Below are 20,497 nucleotides of genomic sequence, written 5' to 3' on the forward strand. Positions count from 1 at the left end.
ATTGAATACCACGATAAATATTTCTGCTTCATACATAATCCATGCTCTATATAAATTTGTGCTTTATACTTCCTATTAGGCTTAGATTTAGGCTTCTTATAGTATAATAATCTAAGCGTTTAACAGTTTCATATGCTTTTATAAATCGCTCTTCTTCTAAACTTAAATCGCTACATGCTTGCATCACACCTATATGAAGGAGTTCCAAGATAATTTTTTTCTTTTCTAAATCACTATTATCATTAAATCTCCCTAAGTCAGAGAATGTATTCTCAAAATATGCTCTGTAGACATCATCAATATGATGAGAGCGGCCAACCTTCTTGCCAACAGGGACACTATTTATGTCGAGACACGAAGTTTCTTTTCTGCTTACTGGCTGGAATGCTCCTGAATACATCTCTGCAACACAGTGGCCTTGGCTATCAAATGTCATTAGATGATTTTTCTCAGTATCGTAATCAGACCCAACAGAAAAATTCACGATCTACCTCCAATGATGCCACTAATCATTACTAGCATATGCGCTGTACATTATCTATTAAAGTGCTATAAAAAATATGCATATTAAATTAAGCTTTCAAATTTACAACTATTAATCTCAATTTCATCAGCCTCAATAAGCAATAAACCCTCCATAAATTCCACTGTGAAATTAAACTTAGAATCAAATCCAATATAAAAACTGCCTTTGGCTTTTATTAAAAGGTTCTGCTTTTCTGAATTATTGTAAGTTATTGATAATAGCTCCCTTTTTTCACCATATTCATAATCGCTTGTAGCATAACGACTATCCTCATATCCATTTACAAAATAAAACGTACTAACTTTCCTAAAAATAACATCTACTTTCTCACCATCATCAGGGTATACAAGGTTCAGTTGGATTTTGTTCGATTGTATATCGATATCATGACTTTCAATTAGGGCTTCTTCTATATTACCCAATACTTTCAACAGTTCCATTTCCTATCTCCACCTTTTAATTATCTTAGAGATGTTTCTATGAGAGCCTCTTCTTAAATTAATATGTGTCACATCTCTATTGTTACTATAATTACCATATCTGTCTACACTCCCTTTGTCTTGATGGGATATCCGATAGTAGGGCTTCTTCCTTCTACCTGAACCGCCGTTCATAAAGCGTGTAGTGACTGTCTTATTATTGCTGACCCTGGTGTGTAATCTCCACCCTTTTCCAGACTTAGCTTTTGAAAGAGCTCCTCCAACTGCTTTTTGAACTTTCTTCGCACTTCTATACGATTGCTTATACCTTCCCGACCTAAACTTAACTGCCACTTTTATTGCTTTCCTACCGAGTTTAAATCTACTTCCTCCAATGAAGCCTATAACCCCAGCTGCTACAACGCCTTTCCATTTCTTCCCTTTCTTATGAGCTTTATACATATCGTATGCTGCAAACCCTGCGTTAAACGCTAACCAGAAAACATGCCCATCTGGATCCACGTGCATCACAGGATTATCGTTGGCATAGTTGTAGCTATTCGCCATCATGGGAAAAATAAAGAGACTGAGATTAAACTCTCATTCTCTTTCTTCATGACGGTTTATCTATTACTAATCTCCTTTAATAGATTATAGCGAATAATTTGACCACATCTCCATTACAATCCTACAGTTAGGCTTCACTCAGAAACATCATTTCTTAGCCCATTTTTAAAAAATCAAAAATATCATTATTGTCAATGTACCTTATCAATTTTTCCCCAACCACAATTATTGATTTCTCTTTGAAATTACTTATCCATGCTTGGTCTAGTCGTCTGGAAACAAATATTGATGTATCACTTTCTGGAATAAAATTAACTCTCCAGACTCCTTCATCATCGACTGGTGGAAAAGATGTGAATGTATCGAAATAGTAGCATTCATGTTCACGCTCTAACACATATAGCCCATCACTAAAATATGTCTCGAAAAAATGTGCCATAAATTCACTAGATTCTAAATAGCACTGAGCTAGATTATCATCATCATCACCATATATATAGTCTATACAACCTACTTTCAGCGGGTACTCTTTATAAGTAATATCATGTCCAACCCTCACATTCTGATACTCAATAGTAATCTTTAACTTTCTTCTCAGCTCTTCCCATAGGAATTCACGCTCTTCTCCACTCAATAACTGATAATCCTTAATTTCTACCATCTCCTCACTCGTGTAAACGTTTTATAATGATCATTACTGTAATACCACTTCCCATTAGCCCCCCTTACAAGCCTCTTGTTCCCTCTATCACCACGAACTTTATTAGTCCGTCCTCTTGTTCGATAGATATCATATTCCTTATACTTGGTGTTCTTAGGCAACACCCCTTCATCATTGTAAAATCTTCTGTTTCCTGCGAAACCTCTTGGTTTTTTGCCTTTCCCTTCAATGATACGAATAGTTCTCTTAGCTCTTAATGGAATTTTAGTTGGTAAATATTTTCTTATTTTTCTTTTTCCGATTACCCTAATTGTCCTAAAAGCATATTTGACAGCTTTTATCTTTCCACCACCAACGGCGCCTTTTGCTGCAGCTATACCTGCTTTTTTCCAACTTTTTGTTTTTTTGTATGCTTTATAACCATCATATGCTGCGAATCCTGCATTAATAGCTAACCATACCCAGTGACCATCTGGATCAATATGCATAACAGGATTATTTTGGGCATAGTTATAGCTATTCATAGTTAATGGGTCATCTTCATCGCCTGGGTCTGGATCAACACTGATAAAAATGCCTTGTTCTGGCTCGTAGTAACGAGCCATCAAATAATACATGCCGATTTCTTTGTCATATGTGTATCCAGCATAGGCAAATGGGTTTTGCTTGGCTTCGTTCGTTGTTTCTGTTGCTTGTAGGACATTACCCCATGCGTCGTAGCTGTATTCTGCCACCGTATCGCCCGCCTCATTCGTTAGGGCAACCACATCTCCATGCGCGTTATAGTGATAGAATACGGTTTTTGTCCCGACTTTCATTGCCATGCGAACATTGCTATCGGAATAGACATATTGGCGTTGCACGGTTCCTGCGCCGTCTGTTTCGTACAAGACATCGATACTATCGCCATCGTAGTAATACTTGGTCGTTTGTCCATTCACTGTTTTTTCAATACGGCGATTATCATCATCGTATTTATAGGTTGCGAATGGGGTTGACTCGCCTTTTTTCGTGATGGCTGTCAGTTGGTCTGCGGTGTCCCATGTGTACGTGTATTTACCATCGCTTAGACGGTTGCCATTCGTGTCATAGGTCAGTTTGTCGCCATTCCAAGTCGTTAGTTGGTTCCCATCATTATAACTCGCTTCGATGGCTTTTGTCTTGCTCGAATCGGTTACTTTTGTACGATTACCGAATCCATCGTACGTATAGGCTTTCACTGTGCCATCTGGTAGTGTCTCTTTCGTGAGTTGGTTGATGGCATCGTAGTCGTAAGCCGTTTTACCTGCTTTCTTATTATCAATCGTGGTTCGGTTACTCGCCGCATCATACGTGTAGCTTTCTTCAAATAGACTATCGCCAGCCTTATTCCCAATTTGGATTTCACGTACTTTTTGTGTCGCATCATAATTGAAGTTCGTCCCAACGCCATTGCCGTTGATATACTGATCCACATTGCCAAACTCATCATAATCCAAGAAATAGTTTCGAGAACCGTCGTTGAATTTTGTATTTTGATCTAATGCATTGTAATCATAGGTTGCTTTGTAGTTGTGTGCCCCTTGCGAAACAACGACTTCATTGATTTTGTCCGTTTTTCCCTTGTTGTCTTTGCTTGGTTTATCTTTGTATGTCCAAGAAACATTTCCACCGCGTTCGGTTTGTTTCGTGATACGGTCGGCATCATCGTAGGCTTTATCGCGCACCAATCCTGTTGTTGCGTCCGTCACTTTTGTTTCGTTATCATTGGCGTCAAACTGGAAACTGAAAGCCGTTTGACCATTCCATTTCACGCCTGTGGCACGATCTGCGGAATCATAGATGCTTTCGATGGTATCACCGTTGGGTTTCGTGACTTTGGTTTGGTTCGCATTGGCGTCGTATTCATAGCTGATTTTGCGCCCTAAGGCATCCGTGAATTGGGTGACTTTATTGTCGCTATCGTACGTATAACTATTTTGTTGTTCTTTACCGTCTGCAGTTACGAATTTTTCCGTGGTATTGCTGTTGTCATCGTACTTGTAGGCAACAGCTGTCCCATTTGCCAAGGTTGTTTTCGTTAATTGATTATCGACGTTATACTCGAGCTTCTTCGTATTGCCTTTTTCATCGGTTTCGGTGAGCTTATTGCCGTAAACATCATACGTGAAGGAGGTTTTACGATTTTCTTCGTCATACGAAGCGACCACATAATTCCCCGCGCTATCATACGTGTTCTCCGTCAACACTTCCCCGTCCATCACACGCATGTTGTCAAACCAGGCCTTCCCTGTATGCTTGCCACGGAATAGCGTCCAGATTTTCAATCGCGTAATCGGTTTATCGACGTTCACCGTCACCGCACTACGATTCCACTCATTCGTGCCGGTTGGGAATGGCGCGTAGAAAGATTTTGTCACACCATCATTTAAGACGGCCTCGGCCAAAATCGCGTAATCGTTTGATAACTTCTCGCCACCAGCTGTATTGACCACGTTTTCCGATTTCGACATCGCAGTCACCGTCACATTTTTCGCTGTCGTTTGGTTTAGTACGATTTCTTGTCCATACTTGCTGTCCACGTCCGTCACGGCTGTCCGCACAATGCGTGCTGAGGAGCTATCCGCAAAACCTTCCGTGTCGTCAATCGCCAGTTTGTCCGTACCTGCTGTGGAGCCGCGATACCAGCCTGTAGCTGCTAATTCACTACTCGCCGTTTCAAAACTACTGTTCAGGACAGGGTTAAAGGTTGCCGATGCTTCCCCTTTTTCCAATTGAAGATTATCAAACCACGCTGTTCCCGTTCCACCAGTATCTTTATTCTGCTCCACTTCTAGGAAAATGTAGGCTTTCGCTGTCGTTTTCGTTGTCTTAATCGTTAACTGGCGTTTTGTCCAAGGTCGATTGGCCTTCAAGTCGCTGTAACGGTTACTCTGCCATGCTTCTCCATCGGTGACACGCTTCCCTGTTGCATCCTGCAGCTCGACATTAAAGAACACATTCGTATCCTTCATATCGCTCGTTTTAATGAGTGCACTCAGTGTATACGTGCTATCTGGTTCCAACTCCACGATTTGTTTCCCAGCTGTAAACCCACGTCCTGTCGATTTCCCGGTAATCTTCAAGGAAGCTGCGCCACTCACGCCACCCGGTGCCGATGTCGTTTTATCGATTGCTACCGTCCCCGTCGCTGTTTGGTACACTTGCGAGAACCATTCCGTCGCTACTAAATCCTTCTCAAAACTTGGATTGGCTAAAATGTTCGTTCCCGTGCTTAGTTCTGCGGTTCCTTTGATGACATTTCCATATTTGTCGTATTGAGAAACCGTCGATGTCGCACCGCCTGATTGATTCGTTTCTGATACCGCATCGGCATCGTCATACGCGACCGTCGTGGTTTTATTCTCCGTATCCGTCATTGATGTCACATCGTTATTCTCATTATACGTGTAATTCTCCGTCCCATATGGATCGGTTACCGACGTCACATTCCCGTCTGCGTCATACGTATACGTCTCTTCTTGCCCTTTTGGACTCACTTCTTTGATCAGGTTATTCGCTTCATAGCTCGTCGTCGTGCTCAACTTCAAGCCATCCGCGTCTACCACCACTTTCTCAGGGTTTCCTGCCTGATTGTAGGTATACACGGTTTTCTTGCCTTTCGCGTTGATGAGCGTCGCTTCCCGCTTTTCAGGTGCATAGCTCAGCGTCGTCGCTTTACCAACGGGGTCCGTCACCTTCACCAGTTTCTTATCCATATAGTCATACGATGTTTTGTATGGTTTCTCTTCCGTATGCTTCGGATCATAAATCGCTGTCAACAAGCCATCTGTGTAGCCATAACGATACGCTTTTCCTCTCGGTGTCGTCGATGCCGTCAATTGTTTCGCGGCATCGTACGTAAAGGTCACCTCGCGATTTTCCGGTCCGGTAACTTTCGAAACCTGCGCACCGTTGTATGTCACGCTTACTTTCCGACCAGACGCATCCGTGATCCCAGTCAGTTTCCCACTGGTATAAGCATACGTCAACACATTGCCATTCGGATCCTTCTCCGTCAACAATTGTCCTGCCGTGTTAAACGCGACTTCCGATTTATCTTGCTCTACCATCAAATAGCCTGTCGCTGTTTTCGTCAGTTCGCTATACACGCCAGCTGGCGCTTCGTAACCCGTTCCTTTTTTCGTAAACAATTGCGTTTTATTATCCGATTCAAACAGCATCACATCACCGTTCGCCTGCTCTGCCACACGCGTTTCCAGTGAACTCGTCCAACCTTTACCAAACATCCCAACTTGCTCATTCTGGCTATTAAACGTTCGGCTAATGTTGATGCTTGGTCCGCGTCCTTCTAGTTCAAAATCTGTCTCGCTGAACAAGAAATTCCCGTTTGTCGCGTTGACTTCGCCGCCAATCACCGGAATGGATGTCCAATAATCCACCATGCCTTGTTGTAAACCAACGGTTGGAATCACTGGTGTATAGACATCCGACATCTTACTTTCCGCTTGTTGCCCTGTTTTCGTATACGACATGACACGGAACCAGTAATTTTTACGCTCGCCGTACACACCTTCTGAATTACGATACACTGGCGACGGATCTTGCGCTAACTCTGCCCCTTTTCCATCCGTATGCAACGTCCAACCACCAGCAGCAACCTCGGCTTGTGTTGGCCAAATGCCTTTATTTTGCGTCGTCCACGTTGTTTTATTCCCAACATCAAACCAAATATACTTCTTCCCATCAAAAAGCCCTACTTTGTAGCCTTCCGCGTTCGCATTCGGCAACCAATTCACCTGTACGTAACCCGTATTGCTTCCTGCCAAATTGGCATACGCTTTTCCGGTTGGTGGTGCCATGGTTTCTAGTGGCATGTAGACATCTGTTATATCGGACGTCGGGCTGTCCCCACCTGGGAATGTCGCTACAATCCGCACAATATATTTCAGCTGATTGCGCAATCCAAACGTACTACCATATTGGAATCCATTCTCATACAATTCCCGTGGATCATTCGCAAACTCCACACCTTTACCGTCTGTATGAAAATCGAATTCCCCTTCGTCCAATTCCGCCTGGGTCGGGAACATTTTCTTGCCCTTAGACGTCCAGGTTGTCACGTTTCCAACTGGGAACTGCTGATAATTGTACCCGTTTGAAATAATCACTTTATATCCTGTCGCGCCTGGTACCGCATTCCACGCTAAATCCATATAACCAGTACCCGTTCCTGGTCCATTCGACGTCGTCGTTACCGTCGCCTTCGCCGGTTTCGCATACGTATACGTCACTTCCAAATACGGCACGTTCGTCCCGCTTTCTGTCGCGGTGAACTTTTTCCAAAAACCTTGCGTGTTCGTCGTATGCAGCATGAAACCGTAGTTCACCCGCGTGCCCTGCGCCCATGCTTGCACCGTATCTTTCACGTTAAAACTCGCCCATTGATCACGCCCGACATTCGTTTCCGCTATATTCGTCGCTGTTGGCTTCGTATTCCACGTCACCCCAGCTGGCGTCCAAGCGCTCTTCACCTCATCTAGTTTCACCAAGTTCGGCGTGGCTGGGTAGTAATGCCAGGTGGCATACGCTTTAAACGTCGCCGATTCAATCGAAGCCTTCGCGAGCGACGACACATCCGGCTTGATATACGCATAATTAATCCCCGTCGTGCCATCATATTGACCAACCGACATCGTATATTCGCCTTGACCCGCATCCCACAACTTACTTCCGGAGTAGTTCGTCGTTGGATAAGCACTCGCGATATGCGCATCCGTCACCTTTTTCAGCTGCACACTCGGATCAATATACACAGGGTACACGCGGTCTTCCGCTTTCAACCAGTCCGCATCCGCCACCACACGCAGCGCATACACCGTACTCGTCAACTTCTCCAGCTCGAATTTCACTGCATCCGAATTCACCGCGATGCCCGATGTCTCATCCATTTTCGAGTCCGACATCACTGGCTTCGGCAATTCAAACACCACCGCGCCCTTGCGATTCGTAAAGCTGATCGAACCATCCTCCTGCAATTCCGGTACGAGCTTCGTATTCAATGTAAAATGATACGTGTTAAATCCATTATATGCCTTGACCACGATGTCTTCCTTCACAGACGTGTTAAAATGCAAATTCCGCAAATCTGTGTTCGGTAACACCTCTTTAAATCGCGCTTCATTGCCGTCGACGCTCGCTTCCACGTCCGTCACAGCTGTTTTTTCTTTTTCCCCTTCTGCCGAGTCAAAGCCAAACGTAATCGCTTCATTTCCCTCGCCAAACGTACTGTATTTCCCATTTTCCATCTTCGGCAAGAACTGCGCCTGAATCTCCGTCCGTTCCGCCTCAATGACATCCTCATCCGTTGTCACCAAGTCGTTGGAAACCCGCTCCCACTCGCCATCTTCCTTCACATTCACCGGTTCCGTAAAAATCTGTTTCGTGAAAGAACCATTCTGATTATCATAGACAATCTCATTCTCTGTGCGTTCGGCCACCACTTCCACCGGCTTTGCTTGCGCCGTTGTTTTTGGTGTTGGCACCACGTCTTCCTTTGCTTCCTCCGCGCGTGGTTCCAATGCTGGCAACGTCGAAACGACCAACGCAAAAACCAACCACACGAGCAACCCTTTTTTAAGCCATGTCTTCATGTAAAAACGCCTCCGCTTTTTGTATTTTTTCTTACCCTCTTTCTTCAGTGAACGCTTTCACTGAACTACTAAAATAACATAGCCAGTATTGGAAAACAATACTTTTTTGTTTTTTCTAATAAATTCTTTTTTTCTTGCATTTCTAAATAGAATGCTATTCCATCCCGCTATATCATGCATAAACGACTCCAAATGGCATCTCCACCTTTCTTTATCTCTTATTTATTATACGAATATATGTTCGCTTTGTAAATAGCAAAAGTCTCCCAAGTTTGAAAAGCTGAAACGGCCCGTTCAACTCCGAAAAAAACTGGAGCGGCCGCAGTAAAAAGCCGCTCTTGCTTTTTATGTAGGGCGTGAAGTTTTCGAGGAGTTGGCCGTTGAAGCTGGATCCGGAGACGCCAAACAAGATACAACACATGGATTACATGCTCGCTACGCTCTCATGCATATTATGGTTCTAATTCAGCACAAAACGCTTCATAAGCACCACAACAACCCACCATCTATCTTTTATCTCTTTTTACCTTTCTCGAAGCAATGAACATCCATATAGTGCAAAAAAACAATGCACCATAAACTCCCGAGTATATGAAGTCACCATTAACGATATATTCCATTGAAATACCTATCACACTACCTACAATAGCTGCTATTAAAACACTCCAAACAGGGTGCTCCTTATCAAATTTCTTCAATTTCTGATACAATATCTTCGCCTCCATTGTCTACTATCCATGTATTGCTCGCTCACTTCTTAAGAATCTCCAACAATCTTAACACAAAAATTCGCCCAAAAACCATTTCCGTCTTAAACGCTTGATTTTTAATCCTGAACGCTTAATTTACCCTTACAAATCTGAGTTTTTAGCGGTCTTGTATGAATGTTGTTCTTGGTTTAGCGTTCAACCATACTGAGGCTATTCTTGTTTGCTGGCTGCTCGTTTATTCACTGCTATTCCTGATTTGGCGCATAAGAGCCTTTTATGGATTACATGCTCGCTTCGCTCTCATGCATACTGAGACTCTAATTCAGCACAAGACGCTTCATAAGAGTCTCAGCAAAACATCATGTTTCACAAGTGAAACATGTTCCAACCGACTGAAACATCAACCCAAATCACCAAATTTTATTTACATTCCACTCGAAACCGTTTACATTTAATTTATACAGAAAGCCCGCAACAACGCTTTCTATCCAAGCTCGATAATTTTTCGGAGGTGCATTATGCAACACAAAACGTTGAAACCATTCCCAAAGGATTTTCTTTGGGGCTCAGCATCCGCGGCTTATCAGGTCGAAGGTGCTTGGGACACAGAGGGTAAAGGCCCGTCTGTCTGGGATGAGTTTGTTCGCATTCCTGGCAAAACTTTTAAAGGAACGAATGGCGATGTGGCGGTCGATCATTATCATCGCTTTAAAGAGGATGTTGCGTTGATGGCTGAGCAAGGCTTGAAGGCTTACCGGTTTTCGATTGCGTGGAGTCGTGTTTTCCCAAAAGGGCATGGCGAAGTGAATGAGGCTGGTCTCGCGTTTTATGACGCTCTTGTTGATGAACTGGTAGCGAACAACATTACGCCAATTATCACGCTTTACCATTGGGATATCCCGCAAGCGATTCAAGATGAGTACGGCGGCTGGGAATCGCGTCGCATTATCAAAGATTTCACGGATTACGCGGAGGTTTGCTTCAAGCGTTACGGCGATCGTGTCAAATACTGGGTAACGCTCAATGAACAGAATGTTTTTATCTCGCATGGCTACAAGTTGGCGCTACACCCGCCTGGCTTGACCGACGACAAACGGATGTTCCAAGCGAATCATATCGCCAATCTTTCCAATGCCTCTGCAATAGCAAAATTCCGTGAGCTAGGTATGGACGGCAAAATCGGCCCAAGTTTTGCATATGGACCGAATTATGCGATTGACGGCAAGCCTGAGAACGCGCTAGCAGCTGATAACAGCGAGGAATTCAATGCGCATCTTTGGATGGACGTCTACACTTGGGGCGAATATCCGATTGCGGTTTGGAATTGGCTCGAGGAGAACGGCTTCGCACCGGACTTAGAACCAGGCGACACCGAACTTCTCAAAAAAGGAAAGCCTGATTTCATGGGGGTCAATTATTATCGTACAATGACGAATGCGGCAAACCCGCTAGATGGCGTTGGCGTTGGTAAAATGAATACAACCGGTGAAAAAGGTTCCACACAAGAAAGTGGGCTTCCGGGCGTTTATCGTCATGTGAATAATCCTTATTTGGAGAAAACGAACTGGGATTGGGATATTGATCCTACAGGTCTGCGCGTTGGCCTTCGCCGTATTGCAAGTCGTTACCGTTTGCCGATACTTATTACGGAGAACGGGCTTGGCGAATATGATACATTAGAAGAAGGAAACGAAATCCATGATGAGTACCGCATCGACTACATTCGCGCTCATTCTATTGCGATTCAAGAAGCAATTACCGATGGCGTGGAAATGCTTGGTTACTGCACATGGTCGTTCACTGATTTACTAAGCTGGCTCAATGGCTATCAAAAACGTTACGGTTTCGTGTACGTAGATCGTGATGAAAATGATGAAAAAGAGTTAGCACGTTACAAAAAAGATAGTTTCTATTGGTATAAGAAAACGATTGAAGAAAATGGAGCAAATTTAATCAAAGAGTAAGGGAGTCAAGTTTGCGAAACGTATCTAAATGCGTTTTGTGAACTTGGTTTAATAGTTAATTAAAGAAAGCGTTAACAAGTTTGGGTCATGTGAGGCGTCGGGTTTGGCGCCTTCGGATCCAGCTTCAGAAGCCAGATCCTCGAAATTTTCGTGGCCTCCGTAAAAGTCAAAAGAGGACTTTCACTGCGCCACCCTATGTTGTGGCTCTTATGAGGCATCGCTTGCCGATTTAGAGCCTCAATATGCATGAGAACGCAGTGACCATGTAATCCATCGAGGCTAAACGGGCTTCTTCAGCTTTTCAAATTGGGAGGTATTCAAATGAGTTTAATGACAAAGTTCGAACATGGAATGGAGAAAGCGCTAGTACCGGTTGCCAACAAATTGAATTCACAGCGGCACATTGCTGCTATTCGTGATGCATTTATTTTAGTTTTTCCTTTAATCATGGCAGGGTCGATTATTCTTTTAATCAACTTCGCAGTGCTTAGTCCAGATGGTTTTATCGCTAAAATCCTATTCTTAGGTAAGATTTTCCCGAACCTCGCGGAAGCTCAAGCAATTTTTGCACCAGTTTTGCAAGGTTCTACCAATATTATGGCCATACTCATCACCTTTTTAGTCGCGCGGAATCTCGCTATCTTTTTCCAGCAAGATGATCTTTTGTGCGGCTTGACGGCGATTGGCTCGTTTTTCATTATCTACACACCGTATCTCGTTGTCGATAACCAAGCTTACATGACTACAAAATTCCTAGGAGCGCAAGGCCTGTTTGTAGCGCTGATCGTTGGTATTATTACTGGGGAAGTTTTCAGCCGTCTTGCACGTGCGCCGAGACTGACAATCAAAATGCCAGCTCAAGTGCCACCAGCAGTTTCTCGTTCTTTTAAAGTTCTGATTCCAGTTATTATCGTGATGATCTTGTTCTCTGTTTTGAACTACTTAATCACATTAATCGCTCCAGAAGGCTTACATGACCTTGTTTATAAAGTTATTCAATCGCCACTTAAAGACATGGGTACGAATATTTTCTCTGTCCTACTACTTGGCTTTATCTCTAACTTACTATGGGTGCTTGGGATTCATGGTCCTAACACAATCGCAGCAATCCGCGATACCATTTTCACAGAACCTAACTTGGCAAACTTGAACTATGTAGCAGAGCACGGTTCAGCATGGGGCGCGCCTTACCCAACAACTTGGGCAGGTTTAAATGACGCTTTTGCAAACTATGGTGGTTCTGGAATGACGCTCGGCCTTCTAATCGCAATTTTCTTTGCTTCTAAACGTGCCGATCACCGTGATATCGCGAAACTCTCGATTGCGCCTGGTTTGTTCAACATTAACGAACCCGTTATTTTCGGTCTTCCAATCGTGCTAAATCCGATCATGGTTATTCCGTTCATCTTTGTTCCAGCAATCAACACGCTTATCGGATACTTCTTTATTCACTTCAAAATCATTCCGCCAATCGCATATCAAGTGCCTTGGACAACACCAGGTCCACTGATTCCGTTCCTTGGTACTGGTGGGAACTGGATAGCGCTACTTGTCGGACTACTCTGTTTGGCTGTCGCGACTATCTGCTACTTACCATTCGTACTCGTATCCAATAAAGTAGCCGCAAGTGACGCACAAATGGATGCAAACGCAACTGAATCAGCAATAGCAACTGAAAAATAGGAGTTGAAAAAATTGAAAACCATTGCAGCTTTTGATATCGGCGGAACAACCTTGAAAATGGGACTTGTTTCGAGTGAGGGCGATATTCTTCAACACGAAAAAATGACAATCCCTAATTTTGATGGTGAACTGATATTAGCAGGGATTTCAGAGTATACGAAAAAACACGATGTGGCAGGCGTTGCAATCAGCGCGCCTGGCTACATCAATCCAAAAACAGGTTTTATCACGATGGGCGGCGCGATTCGAGCTTTCGATAACTTTCCCCTTCGCGAATACTTAGAAGAAAAAACAGGTCTTCCCGTGACCGTTGAAAACGATGCTAATTGTGTTGCCCTATGCGAAAAATGGGTTGGTGGCGCGCAGGACTTAGAGAATTTTCTATGTATGACAATCGGAACAGGCATCGGTGGCGGCATTTTTATCGATGGCAAACTGTATAGCGGTTCTCGGTTCCGTGCTGGCGAATTTGGCTATCTATTTAGCGATCGACCTGGCAGTTACGAACCTGGAAAATATACCATGAATCAAACGACAACCATGCTCGTTTTGCGTCGCCAATACGCCGCGCACACAGGTAAAGCACTAAACGAAGTCACAGGTGAAGAAATTTTTGCAGCCTACGACAATAATGACCCCGTTGCAAAAAAATTGATTCACGACTTCTACAACGGCCTTTGCACGGGTCTATACAACCTGATTTACTGCTTCGATCCGAGCCATATCTTCATTGGAGGCGGCATCACAGACCGACCAACTTTCCTAACTGAGCTAAAACAACACATGGCTTTCTTCGGTCTACGTGACACTGAACTCGAAATCGTCGTTCACAAAAATCAAGCCGGCATACTCGGTGCAGTGTATCATCATTTGTTGTTGACGGGGATCTAAATACAGCAAATTGCATTAAATTCACATGCATGGTATAATATCAGTGAAAATATAATTACCACGTGAACACCCAAATACCCTAGCTGTTGGAGCAGCTAGGGTATTTTTGTATGGGGTTAGAATTCTTGTCGTCTACTTCCTATCGCTTCGACCTTCTAACATGTGCTTGAAGTACACAACAACGCATCCAACCACGATAGGAGCGATAACACTAGAAAATATAATCACCACGCGATACACCTTCCTTCAACGAAAACGTTCGCCAAGGGTAGACGACAATTTCAGTATAACGGGTTTGGGACATAACCCAAATAAATCGGCGACAAGCGCTCGCATTCAGGGGATTTGGCGGACTTCCGGTTCTCATGTACAAGTCGTACACTCCGCTTCCGGCTTCCACCAAATCCCCTGAATACAAACGCTTTCGCTCAATTTGTGTTAAGCAAGATTCACATCCTACTCGAAAAAAAGGATTTGTGATAGCTTGCTTATTTTGCATGAAAATGAGTTTGTCCCGGCCTCATCAAAATTATCGCAAAAAAAGAAACAGACTTCCAAATCTGCCCCTTCTATTTTATATTTGGTGACGATTATATGTCTTCTTCGCCATCGCCTCCAACAAAAACAAAACTGGAATCTGTGTCGTAATATTCGTCTCATGAATCATTTCCTGCGTCACAAAATACGGAATATTCACATCCGACAACCCCGCCAATGTATTTTTGCTAGAATTCGTAATACTAATAATCCTGCTCCCGTACTGCTTCATATTCTGTGCCTGCAATATAACCTGTGGCGTCTCACCTGAAACCGACAAAATCACCATCACCGCATTATCGAATTGTTGCGCCGCATTCGGATAAAAGGGATCCTTAATATAAAACGTTCGCTTCTGCAAATTTGAGAAAAAACGCGAGCCATATTCTGCGAGAATTCCTGATGTCCCAATCCCCACAAATACAACCAATTGCGCATCGTCAATTATATCCACGGCTTTATCTAAACTTACATCGTAATCCCGACGCATTGTCCGCTCGAAAAACTCCTCCAAAACTTCAATCGTATCCGCCGTCTTCGTCTTTATTCTCTCTTTTGACGCCTGCTTCAACTGCACCTTAAACTCCGAAAACCCTTCATAGCCCAGCTTCCTCGTAAAACGAACAATCGAAGCCGCTGAGACATGCGTTTCATCCGCCAACTCACGAACCCGCATGTACATCACTTTATCTTGATTATCCATTATGTATCTGTATAAATGCAACTCAGTCTCAGTAAACTTACTAACGATTTCATAAGGAAACATTCATTACTCACCCTTTCAATTAAAGGTTTTACGATTTCATTATGTCACATTCCAAAATGAAAAGCTAGCTGTTATTTCCCGGGAAATACATCATCATTCCCTATAATATTCCCCGCAACTCCATCGTATCGACTAATTTTCCATAATAATTATTCTCCTCCAATGTAAACTGACGCATCCTGAGCACCTCATTCACAACCTCAATCCCATCATCTCGCAATTTAAATCCCTCCACACGAAGCCCATCCGATTCTCCTTTGAAAAACGACTGAAACTCCTGCAAATTCGCCGTTACCATTCCGCCAACCTCTTCCTCCTGCAATCTGAAATCCGCCAAATTTCCAGCAAACCGATACAAAAACACATGACAAAACTCTCGATCCACAAATCCTGGCGAAACATAACTAGTATCAATCACACCAAGCGATACCAACACATCAAAAGCCACATCAACACCAAGCTCCTCCTTCACCTCACGAATCCCATCCAAAACCGTTTCATCCTCCATCAAATGCCCAGCCGCCGTAATATCATAAAGCCCAGCAAAATCCTTCTTCTGTTCACTTCGATACTGAATATAAATCCTCGTCAAATCCTCTGAAACAAACCAACAATGAAACGTCTCATGCCATAAACCCTTATGATGCACATCATCTCGGCTCGCCGTACCAATTTGCTGATGCTCCACGTTAAATATCTTCAATTTTTCTACCATCATAATTCATCTCCTCATGTTTGCCTTCCGTAATGGATTAACCGTTCGCTTTGCTCACGCTTATATTGGGGTTGTAACTCATTTCATTTCGAACAACCCAACAACAAAAGATGCTGCTCCTATTCAAGAAACAGCATCAACATCATTTATAAATTCGGAATATTTTTCTTCTTCTTCAAGTAGAAACGTAATGCCAGTAGCGCTGCCCCAACAATTACAGTCGGATACGGCTCTAGAGCTATGTTCCATTTCGCTGGAACAATCACTTGCACAACCGTCATAATCGTCATCCACACAAGAATAACAATCATCGCAATTAACAGATACTTCCACGTTCCACCTTTTTCACCTTGACGCATAGCACCTGCATATTTACGCAATACCATCATCGCTCCACCACCGACAAGGAAGGTCACGAATAGCACGGCCAAACCTAGCGTCTGTCCTTGGAAGATTGCGCTCACACCACTGATCAACATCATCGCCCCAAGTACAAGCAAACCGCCATCCAGTGCAATCCACCATTTCCCAGCAACTTCACCCACTGGCGCTGCTTTTACAGTCAAAGCTTTCACATATTCTGTCGGCGTCACATCGAATAATTTCCGCGCTGTCACACCTTGTTTTTGATTCTCAAGTACTTTCTCTGTCATTTCATAGATCAAATTCGCCTGTTGCTCCTCGCCATATTGCTCCAAATCACGAAGATGCTTCTCCACTTCTTGGATATATTGCAAGTTACGCTTCGTCAAATTCGCCTTCATCTCGCCAATCTCAGGCTTCACTGTTTCTGCTTCTGTTGTCACCAATAAAATCCTCCCTCAAACATACTACCTCTATTATAACCCAATATACTTCCCAGTAGAAATATATTTATAAAAATTACAAACGTTTCCCGTAAAAAGAACGAGCTCCAGCTAATATAGAAACAATCAAACTCACACTAAAAATCAGCCAAAATACAACCAAACCAGCGATCCCAGACAAGTCCACAAATTCTTGAATCATATTCGCGACGAACATCCCAACCAATGTCGCAAACACAAGAAGTCCCCAAACTCGCATTCCTGGAAACACAAATAATTTTCCATTCGTCTCCAATGATTCCCGTTCCGCAACTACACTCGCAAAAACAAGAAGCCCAGCCAACAATCCAATTTGTAAAAATAATGGTCCATAAGCCGGTCGAATAAATCCAAGCGGCTCCAAAGCTCGGAAATAATCACCCCAATACGTTAGATCAAGCGATGCATCTTTATTTATAAAGCTGATAATATGAGCTACAAACGCTAAAATCGTGCTCGGCAACAATACCAAACCCGCAGTCGCTAAAATTCCACCCAACGGCGAACCAATCACGTACCCCACAACAATTGGAAGTAAAAACAACAACAAATACGCCAACCAACTTCCCAAAACGTCCATTATCAATTTTTGCTGATGAAAATCAATGAATTCTGTCGGAACCTGCGAAGAAAAATACCACAACCCCAGCCCCAAACTAACAAAATAACTCACCGTAATCACCGCAAAACCAAGCATTACCTTCACACCAAGAATCGCTCTTTTAGAATAAGGCATCACCGCCGTAAAATGATTGCCACGCGTATAACGCTCCAAAATAACTGAACAAATGCCCATAATCACTGCCAGAACCAGCGTCATCGTAAATGGCATGCTCACCGTAAAGCTAAAGAAAAAATATGTATATTGATTTACGCTTTCCGACAAATTCGTCTCATACGCCAAATAACGCACCGTTAAATCATCTTGAATCTCCTGCTTCGTCATCGCAAAATCCGGATCTCCCTCCTGCTCCAATTGAAAAGCCTCCGATTTATAATGCGCCTGACTCTTATTCCAAGTATTTGCCTCATTCACCAATCCAACGAAAAAAGCTAACAAAAACACTAGAAAAACTAGCGGAACGACCCATCTGATTCCCCGCCACTCCTTATACCACAACCCTTTTTGCCACATAAAATCGCCCCTATCTCCGAACCCACGTATTTCTGTAAAGCACCATATAACAAATCACTAAGCACCCAATAAATGATCCCGCCAATATAATGAGAAAAGTCGTCATCGAAGGCAGCTCCATCTGTCCATCACTAAACCAAAAATTAGCAACTAAAATAGCTCCACCAAACGAAACCAAAACCGCACAAGGAATACGTAAATACGAAAACGCCAAAACCTTTCCATTATTCTCAATCGAATATCGCTTATAGAACAATACCGAACCCATCCCAAACAAAACAAGTAAAACCAGTTGCAAAATAAACGGGCCATATTCAAACTCACTATTTCCAAAAATAACAAACACATTGGCATATGATGTCCAATTCGCAAACTTATCCGAGCTAGTATCTGGATACAATAACTGCATTAAAATAAACCACACAGTGTAAATATACCTTGGCATAACCGTGATAACCAATAGCGTAATAACAGTCGCCAATAACTCACCCATAATCGTTCCAACGAAAATAGCCAGCACAAAAAGCAACAAAAATGTACCTAAATTTCCAAGTAAACCCACATATACCTTTTGCATATCTAAATCAATAAAATCGCTAGGTATTACCAAAAACAAATGCCTCAGTCCCAGCCACAAACTGATCCCATAAGCCACTGTAATGGATAGGCATCCCAACAACAGCTTCACGCCAATCATACTACTGCGCTTAAACGGTGCCACCAGTGAAAAATGATCCTTCCTCGTATAACGCTCCCAGCTAACCATCGCCAGACCCAAAATCACGACCAAAATACTAAGCGCAAAATAAGATCTTGACATCGTATAATGCGTTGAAAATTTGTCACCAGGGAATCCGGTTGTAAAATAACTCAATGTTAAACTAGCTTTCACTTGCTCTGGCGTCATTTTACTGTCACCATCCGCCATCTGCTGCTGTTCTTGAAATCCATCTGACTGAAAATAATCATATTGCATCTGCCAATCCTTAGTATCCGAGTAGAGCCCACCAGTTTGTGCGTAAAGAAAACCTAACACTAAAATTATCACAATCCACCAAACACTGCGCGATTCTTTCATCCACAAACGCTTACTAAACAATGCTCCTCACCCCTCAAATCTCGTAGTAGTCCACCTTATCATCCGCCAGCCTGATTGTGAAAACATCCTCCATCGTAATCGCCATTTCCTGATACAAAATCGGCTCCACAAGTTTTAGTCTACTAACGAACTCATCCGTATTTTCAGTTACCAGCAATGTATAAATTCGTCCATTCCGTTGCAAAAGCTCAGATTCCTCTTTTACAAACGCAGGCACGTGCTTTGACTTAAATGCTACTTGAATCTTAAGCGCGGTATCACGTAACGCCTCCAAATAATAATCCAGCTCAAGCGATATTCCTTTTAAAACCAACACCCGATCCGCCACCATTTCTAGCTCATCCAAGCGATGCGAGGCAATCAACACACTCGTTTTCCGATCCGCAACCGTCTCCAAAATAAACTGCAGCAACTGCTTCTTAACAATTACATCCAAGCCGTCCAGCGGTTCATCCAGCAATAAATAGCGCACATCTAAAGAAAATGCCAGTATCATAAAAAAGAGTGCTTTACGTCCCTTTGAAAGCGACATCACTTTCGCTTTTTTTGGCAATTCAAAACGCTCCATTAACGTATCAAAAAATTCTTCATCAAACGTCGCATATACATTTTTATAGATTTTTACGACCGCTTTTACGCTATACGTATTAAAATAATTCATGTTATCTTCCAAAAAGAAAATATTCTTCTTCAAAGCCGGATTTTTACGTAAATCTTGTCCGTCCAGCATCACTTGACCAGCGTCCGCCAAGTACATACCCGCGATGATTGAAAACAGCGTCGTTTTCCCCACGCCATTGCGCCCAATCAAAGCCGTAATTTCACCTGCTTTCAGCTCAAAAGAAATATTCTCTAGCACCAAATTACCCTCAATTCGTTTCGTGATTCTATCAATAATCATCTACTCTAGCCCTCCAATCTCGTATAGCACTCTCCAATCAAATCCTGTAATTCCTGCTCCTCAATTCGCAAATAGTTCGCTTCCAAAACCAATTCCTCTAAATTTCGTTTAAACAAAGCAAGCGCCTCTTCATTTGGGTTATTGTCATTAACAAACGCTACATACGAACCTTTTCCAAGCTTGGTCTCGATAACTCCCAACCGCTCTAATTCCTTGTACGCCTTTCCCACTGTATTTGGATTCACTAAGATATGTGCCGACATTTCACGGACACTCATCAACTTGTCACCTGGTTGCAAGACCCCGCTGATGCAATAACCTCTAATTAGGGCCACAATCTGCTCATAAATCGGAACATGACTTTGAGAATTTAACGTATACATCTCAATCACTCTCCTCATGTGTACTATTGTAACTAGGACACTTCGAAAAGTAAAGTTTTTAAT

Annotated in this window: 17 protein-coding genes; 3 read left to right on the plus strand and 14 right to left on the minus strand. The window is 43.0% G+C overall.

Translation table 11 applies throughout. The annotated features are described in order from the left end of the window. Positions 1-46 precede the first annotated feature (46 nt). From R8925_RS05600 to R8925_RS05625, 6 genes are all read right to left on the minus strand, one after another. Positions 47-484: a hypothetical protein gene (locus tag R8925_RS05600; protein ID WP_430534926.1), complete on the minus strand. Its 438-nt coding sequence runs from the start codon at positions 482-484 to the stop codon at positions 47-49. Positions 485-567: 83 nt separating this feature from the next. Then, a complete protein-coding gene (locus R8925_RS05605) occupies positions 568-966 on the minus strand; it encodes a YxiG family protein (protein ID WP_430534927.1) in 399 nt (132 codons plus the stop codon). Positions 967-969: 3 nt separating this feature from the next. After that, entirely contained in the window at positions 970-1,473 is a 504-nt protein-coding gene (locus R8925_RS05610; RefSeq protein WP_430534928.1) for a hypothetical protein, read from the minus strand. A gap of 193 nt (positions 1,474-1,666) precedes the next feature. Beyond that, positions 1,667-2,173: a DUF2716 domain-containing protein gene (locus R8925_RS05615; RefSeq protein ID WP_430534929.1), complete on the minus strand. Its 507-nt coding sequence runs from the start codon at positions 2,171-2,173 to the stop codon at positions 1,667-1,669. Continuing rightward, a complete protein-coding gene (locus tag R8925_RS05620; protein WP_430534930.1) occupies positions 2,167-8,805 on the minus strand; it encodes a DNRLRE domain-containing protein in 6,639 nt (2,212 codons plus the stop codon). Before R8925_RS05620 ends, R8925_RS05615 begins: the two co-directional genes overlap by 7 nt. A 506-nt stretch (positions 8,806-9,311) precedes the next feature. Continuing rightward, positions 9,312-9,515: a hypothetical protein gene (locus R8925_RS05625; protein ID WP_430534931.1), complete on the minus strand. Its 204-nt coding sequence runs from the start codon at positions 9,513-9,515 to the stop codon at positions 9,312-9,314. Positions 9,516-10,033: 518 nt separating this feature from the next. Between R8925_RS05625 and R8925_RS05630 the strand changes: the two genes are divergently transcribed. The 3 genes from R8925_RS05630 to R8925_RS05640 all read left to right on the plus strand — a co-directional run bounded on the left by R8925_RS05630 (position 10,034) and on the right by R8925_RS05640 (position 14,053). Continuing rightward, the gene (locus R8925_RS05630; RefSeq protein ID WP_430534932.1) at positions 10,034-11,479 is read left to right on the plus strand and encodes a glycoside hydrolase family 1 protein; all 1,446 of its coding nucleotides are present in this window, start codon (positions 10,034-10,036) and stop codon (positions 11,477-11,479) included. 321 nt (positions 11,480-11,800) lie between these two features. Beyond that, complete coding sequence (locus R8925_RS05635; RefSeq protein WP_430534933.1) at positions 11,801-13,162, plus strand: PTS sugar transporter subunit IIC; 1,362 nt, start codon at positions 11,801-11,803, stop codon at positions 13,160-13,162. 12 nt (positions 13,163-13,174) lie between these two features. Further along, positions 13,175-14,053, plus strand: coding sequence for an ROK family protein (locus R8925_RS05640; protein ID WP_430539408.1), 879 nt, complete (start codon positions 13,175-13,177; stop codon positions 14,051-14,053). Positions 14,054-14,185: 132 nt separating this feature from the next. Here the strand turns inward: R8925_RS05640 and R8925_RS05645 are convergent, their stop codons facing one another. The 8 genes from R8925_RS05645 to R8925_RS05680 all read right to left on the minus strand — a co-directional run bounded on the left by R8925_RS05645 (position 14,186) and on the right by R8925_RS05680 (position 20,434). Then, entirely contained in the window at positions 14,186-14,293 is a 108-nt protein-coding gene (locus R8925_RS05645; RefSeq protein WP_430539409.1) for a type I toxin-antitoxin system Fst family toxin, read from the minus strand. Positions 14,294-14,627: 334 nt separating this feature from the next. Then, on the minus strand, positions 14,628-15,356 hold the full coding sequence (locus R8925_RS05650) for a MurR/RpiR family transcriptional regulator (protein ID WP_430534935.1): 729 nt from the start codon (positions 15,354-15,356) through the stop codon (positions 14,628-14,630). Between the two features lie 100 nt (positions 15,357-15,456). Then, complete coding sequence (locus R8925_RS05655) at positions 15,457-16,074, minus strand: NUDIX hydrolase (protein ID WP_430534936.1); 618 nt, start codon at positions 16,072-16,074, stop codon at positions 15,457-15,459. A 143-nt stretch (positions 16,075-16,217) separates the two neighbouring features. Further along, positions 16,218-16,877 (minus strand): DUF1129 domain-containing protein, encoded by a 660-nt coding sequence (locus R8925_RS05660; RefSeq protein ID WP_430534937.1) that lies wholly within the window; start codon positions 16,875-16,877, stop codon positions 16,218-16,220. A 76-nt stretch (positions 16,878-16,953) separates the two neighbouring features. Beyond that, positions 16,954-18,051, minus strand: a complete 1,098-nt coding sequence (locus R8925_RS05665) for a hypothetical protein (RefSeq protein ID WP_430534938.1) — start codon at positions 18,049-18,051, stop codon at positions 16,954-16,956. A 10-nt stretch (positions 18,052-18,061) separates the two neighbouring features. Beyond that, positions 18,062-19,150: a hypothetical protein gene (locus tag R8925_RS05670; RefSeq protein ID WP_430534939.1), complete on the minus strand. Its 1,089-nt coding sequence runs from the start codon at positions 19,148-19,150 to the stop codon at positions 18,062-18,064. Between the two features lie 13 nt (positions 19,151-19,163). Next, positions 19,164-20,051, minus strand: a complete 888-nt coding sequence (locus R8925_RS05675; RefSeq protein ID WP_430534940.1) for an ATP-binding cassette domain-containing protein — start codon at positions 20,049-20,051, stop codon at positions 19,164-19,166. Between the two features lie 5 nt (positions 20,052-20,056). Further along, complete coding sequence (locus tag R8925_RS05680; RefSeq protein ID WP_430534941.1) at positions 20,057-20,434, minus strand: GntR family transcriptional regulator; 378 nt, start codon at positions 20,432-20,434, stop codon at positions 20,057-20,059. Positions 20,435-20,497 lie beyond the last annotated feature (63 nt).

It is taken from the genome of Listeria rocourtiae subsp. hofi, from assembly GCF_963575615.1.
Classification (GTDB): Bacteria; Bacillota; Bacilli; order Lactobacillales; family Listeriaceae; genus Listeria_A; species Listeria_A hofi.

Bases quoted from the DNA above. Each gene is read 5' to 3' on its own strand.
- R8925_RS05680 (WP_430534941.1), bottom strand. From the start codon at position 20,434: ATGTATACGTTAAATTCTCAAAGTCATGTTCCGATTTATGAGCAGATT.
- R8925_RS05615 (WP_430534929.1), bottom strand. From the start codon at position 2,173: ATGGTAGAAATTAAGGATTATCAGTTATTGAGTGGAGAAGAGCGTGAA.
- R8925_RS05650 (WP_430534935.1), bottom strand. From the start codon at position 15,356: ATGTTTCCTTATGAAATCGTTAGTAAGTTTACTGAGACTGAGTTGCAT.
- R8925_RS05605 (WP_430534927.1), bottom strand. From the start codon at position 966: ATGGAACTGTTGAAAGTATTGGGTAATATAGAAGAAGCCCTAATTGAA.
- R8925_RS05620 (WP_430534930.1), bottom strand. From the start codon at position 8,805: ATGAAGACATGGCTTAAAAAAGGGTTGCTCGTGTGGTTGGTTTTTGCG.
- R8925_RS05630 (WP_430534932.1), top strand. From the start codon at position 10,034: ATGCAACACAAAACGTTGAAACCATTCCCAAAGGATTTTCTTTGGGGC.
- R8925_RS05655 (WP_430534936.1), bottom strand. From the start codon at position 16,074: ATGATGGTAGAAAAATTGAAGATATTTAACGTGGAGCATCAGCAAATT.
- R8925_RS05675 (WP_430534940.1), bottom strand. From the start codon at position 20,051: ATGATTATTGATAGAATCACGAAACGAATTGAGGGTAATTTGGTGCTA.
- R8925_RS05610 (WP_430534928.1), bottom strand. From the start codon at position 1,473: ATGCACGTGGATCCAGATGGGCATGTTTTCTGGTTAGCGTTTAACGCA.
- R8925_RS05635 (WP_430534933.1), top strand. From the start codon at position 11,801: ATGAGTTTAATGACAAAGTTCGAACATGGAATGGAGAAAGCGCTAGTA.
- R8925_RS05665 (WP_430534938.1), bottom strand. From the start codon at position 18,051: ATGTGGCAAAAAGGGTTGTGGTATAAGGAGTGGCGGGGAATCAGATGG.